Below are 4,257 nucleotides of genomic sequence, written 5' to 3' on the forward strand. Positions count from 1 at the left end.
AGGCGGCTTCGTCGGGGTAGTTCTTGAAGCTGTAGATTGCGTCGTAGAAGGCGGCTGTCTTGGTGAACATGGAATCGTGGTCAATTCATAGATTCGTTCTCAGCGCGCATCGCTGAGATTCTTCGCTTCGCTCAGAATGACGGACAGAGGAGCAGCCCTCACCTCCTCGCTCCGCTCGGCTTCCTCTCCCGTAAAGTAACGGGAGAGAACCAGACTCCCTACAGTTCGGGGCTGGCGGGGAGGAATGTTTCGCCCATCAGGTAGGCGTCGCAGGCGCGGGCGCATTCGCGGCCTTCCCAGATTGCCCATACCACGAGGGATTGGCCGCGGCGGGCGTCGCCGGAGGCGAATACCTTGGGGTCGCTTGACTGATAGTTATCTGTCGCTATGTTGCTGCGCGGGTCGAGCTTCAGGCCCAGTTCGGTGATGATGCCTTCGGGTTCCGGGCCCAGGAAGCCCAGGGCGAGGAGGACGAGGTCGCAGTCGAGTTCGAAGTCGCTGCCCGGGATTTCTTCCATCACCATGCGCGCGCCGTCGCGCTTCCAGTTGAGCTTCACGCCGTGGAGCTTCTTTACCGTGCCGTTCTCGCCGAGGAAGCGCTTGGTGTTGATGCTCCAGTCGCGGATTACACCTTCTTCGTGGGAGCTGGAGGTGCGCAGGATCATCGGCCAGTCCGGCCAGGGCATCTCGGTTGTGCGGCTCTCGGGCGGAACGGGGAGCAGTTCGAATTGATGCACGCTGGCGGCGCCCTGGCGGTTGGAGGTGCCGAGGCAGTCGGAGCCGGTGTCGCCGCCGCCGAGGATCACGACTTTCTTGCCCTGGGCGGTGATGGAGATCGAGGGGTCGATGGTGTCGCCGAAGTTGCGCTTGTTCTGTTGGGGCAGGAATTCCATCGCGTAGTGGATGCCCTTGAGATCGCGGCCGGGGATGGGCAGGTCGCGCGGCTTGGTCGCGCCCATCGTCAGGCAGATCGCGTCGAACTTCGTGCGCATCTCGTCGGCGTGGATATCGAAGCCTACTCGACAATTTGTCACGACTTCGACGCCCTCGGCCTGCATCTGCTCGACGCGGCGCTCTACGTAGTGTTTTTCGAGTTTGAAGTCGGGGATGCCGTACATCAGGAGGCCGCCGACGCGGTCGGAGCGCTCGTAAAGCGTGACGGCGTGGCCGGCGCGCGCGAGCTGCTGCGCGCAGGCGAGGCCCGCGGGGCCGGAGCCGACAACGGCGACGCGCTTGCCGGTCTTGCGCACGGGCGGCTGCGGCGCGACCCATCCTTCTTTCCAGGCATGATCGATGATGTTCTTTTCGATCAGCTTGATGGTGACGGGGTCGTTGTTGATGTTGAGGACGCAGGCTTCCTCGCATGGTGCGGGGCAGACGCGGCCGGTGAATTCGGGGAAGTTGTTGGTGGAGTGCAGGCGATCGATCGCATCGCGCCATCGGCCGCGATAGATGAGGTCGTTCCAATCGGGGATGATGTTCCCGAGCGGGCAGCCCTTGTGGCAGAACGGGATGCCGCAATCCATGCATCGCGCGCCCTGGGCCTGGAGGTTGGCTTCGGGCATCTTGAGATCGAACTCGCGCCAGTCCTTGAGGCGCTCGGCGACGGGGCGCCGGCTTGGCGTCTCGCGTTTGATCTCCATGAAGCCCGTGATTTTGCCCATTTAGGTTAGCTCTCTCTTTTTGATTGTCGCGAGACTCCGCTCACGCTCCGCCTCGCGAGCGCTGGCGCGCTGCGCGCGATGACGCGCGCCCCTTCGGGCTGCGGTTCGGAGGGTCAACACGCGTTGCAAACCTCTTGTGACTTCCTGTTTGTCGCGAGACTCCGCTTACGCTCCGCCTCGCGAGCGCTCGCGCGCTGCGCGCGATGACGCGCGCCCCTTCGGGCTGCGGTTCGGAGGGTCAACACGCGTTGCAAACCTCTTGTGACTTCCCGTTTGTCGCGAGACTCCGCTTACGCTCCGCCTCGCGAGCGCTGGCGCGCTGCGCGCGATGACGCGCGCCCCTTCGGGCTGCGGTTCGGAGGGTTAACACGCGCGGTGGTGCGATAGTTCGCGATGGTTCAAGCGAAAAACCGGGATTCCTCAATAAAAATTTTCGGAATGACACCATCGTGGCTCGGCTGAACTCCATCAGACCGCGGCGAGGCGGGCCATGTCGTTGTTGGCGCCCAGGTGTTGGCGTTCGAGGACGGCGCGGTATTCGGTTGGTAGTACCTTCACAAACTTTTTGGCTGAGCGGTCCCAGTCTTTCAGCAGGCGTTCGGCGACCGCGCTTCCGGTGTATTGCCTGTGGCGCTCGATCAGGGCGTGGAGTTGTTTGAGGTCGTCGGGGTCGTTGACCGCGCCTAGTTCTACCATGCCCATGTTGCAGCGTTGGGCGAAGGAGCCGTCTTCGTCGAGGACGTAGGCGATGCCGCCTGACATTCCTGCGGCGAAGTTGCGGCCGGTTTTGCCCAGCACTACTACGAGGCCGCGGGTCATGTATTCGCAGCCGTGGTCGCCCACGCCTTCCACGACCGCATGCGCGCCGCTGTTGCGGACTGCGAAGCGCTCGCCTGCGACGCCGCGGAAGAATGCTTCGCCGCCGGTTGCGCCGTAAAGCGCGACGTTGCCGATCAGGATGTTCTCTTCGGCTTTGAAAGTCGCGTCGGCTGGGGGGCGTACCGCCATAAAGCCGCCGGAGAGACCTTTGCCGCAGTAGTCGTTGGCGTCGCCTTCCAAATGAAGAGCGATGCCGGGGGCCAGCCATGCGCCGAAGCTTTGGCCGGCGGAGCCGCGGAGGTGGACCTTGATGGTGTTGGGCGGCAGGCCTTCCGCGCCATGATGGCGGGAGACTTCGGCAGAGAGCATCGTCCCTACGGTGCGGTTCACGTTGCGAATCGGCAGGTTGATTTCGACCGCCTTCTCGTGCGCGATGGCGTCTTTCGCCAGTTCGATTAACTGATTGTCGAGGGCGGCGTCGAGGCCGTGGTCCTGCGACTCGATGCAATGCAGCGGCTCGTCGGGGCCCACATCGGGTTTGTGCAGAATCTGGGTGAGGTCGACGTTGCGCGCCTTCCAATGCTGGATCGCTTCGTTCGCATCGAGGCATTCGACGTGCCCGACCATGTCAGCGAGGGTGCGAAAGCCGAGCGCGGCCATGTACTCGCGCAGCTCGTCCGCGATGAACATCATGAAGTTCACGACGTGCTCGGGCTTGCCCTCGAACTTCTTGCGCAGCTCGGGATCCTGGGTCGCGATTCCGACCGGGCAGGTGTTGAGATGGCACACGCGCATCATGATGCATCCCGAGGCGACCAGGGCGGCGCTGGCGAAGCCGAATTCCTCCGCGCCGAGGAGAGCGGCGATCGCGACGTCACGGCCGGTCTTCAACTGCCCGTCGGTTTCGACGTGGATGCGTCCGCGCAGCCCGTTGAGCACCAGGATCTGCTGGGTCTCGGCGAGGCCGAGTTCCCACGGGATGCCCGCGTGCTTGATCGATTGGATCGGCGATGCGCCGGTGCCGCCGTCGTAGCCGCTGATCAGGACGACATCGGCTTTCGCCTTGGCAACGCCCGCGGCGATGGTGCCGACGCCAACCTCGGCGACCAGCTTCACGCTGACGCGCGCGCGGTTGTTGGAGTTCTTGAGGTCGTGGATGAGCTGGGCGAGGTCCTCTATGGAATAGATATCGTGATGAGGCGGCGGCGAGATGAGCCCCACGCCCGGAGTCGAGTAGCGAATCTTGGCGATGAAGTCATCGACCTTGTGGCCGGGAAGCTGACCGCCCTCGCCCGGTTTGGCTCCCTGAGCCATTTTGATCTGCAGCTCGTCGGCATTGACGAGATAATGACTGGTCACGCCGAAGCGCGCGGAGGCGACCTGCTTGATCGCGCTGCGCCGCCAATCGCCATTGGGATCGCGGTTGAAGCGGGCGGGATCCTCGCCGCCTTCGCCGGTGTTGCTCTTGCCGCCGATGCGGTTCATCGCGATCGCGAGGTTCTCGTGCGCTTCCTTGCTGATCGATCCGAACGACATCGCGCCGGTCTTGAAGCGCTTGACGATCTCGGCGGCCGGCTCGACTTCCTCGATCGGAACGGGCGGGCGCTCGTGCTTGAACTTGAGCAGGCTGCGCAGCGTCGAGAGAGAGCGGCTCTGCTCATCGACGAGCTTGCTGTACTCCTTGAACAGGCGGTAGTTGCCGGAGCGCACGGAGTGCTGGAGCTTGGCGATGGTGTTGGGGTTGTACATGTGGTACTCGCCGCGGCGACGCCAC

General features: G+C 63.7%; 2 protein-coding genes. Both read right to left on the reverse strand.

Annotation, left to right across the window (positions count from 1 at the left end; translation table 11 throughout):
• Positions 1-218: 218 nt before the first annotated feature.
• A complete protein-coding gene (locus tag VMI09_09655) occupies positions 219-1,664 on the reverse strand; it encodes a glutamate synthase subunit beta (protein ID HTQ24951.1) in 1,446 nt (481 codons plus the stop codon).
• A 468-nt stretch (positions 1,665-2,132) separates the two neighbouring features.
• A partial coding sequence (locus VMI09_09660) for a glutamate synthase-related protein (protein HTQ24952.1) occupies positions 2,133-4,257 on the reverse strand: 2,125 nt, incomplete at its 5' end.

This window comes from Candidatus Binataceae bacterium, assembly GCA_035500095.1.
In the GTDB taxonomy this organism is placed as follows: domain Bacteria; phylum Desulfobacterota; class Binatia; order Binatales; family Binataceae; genus JAKAVN01.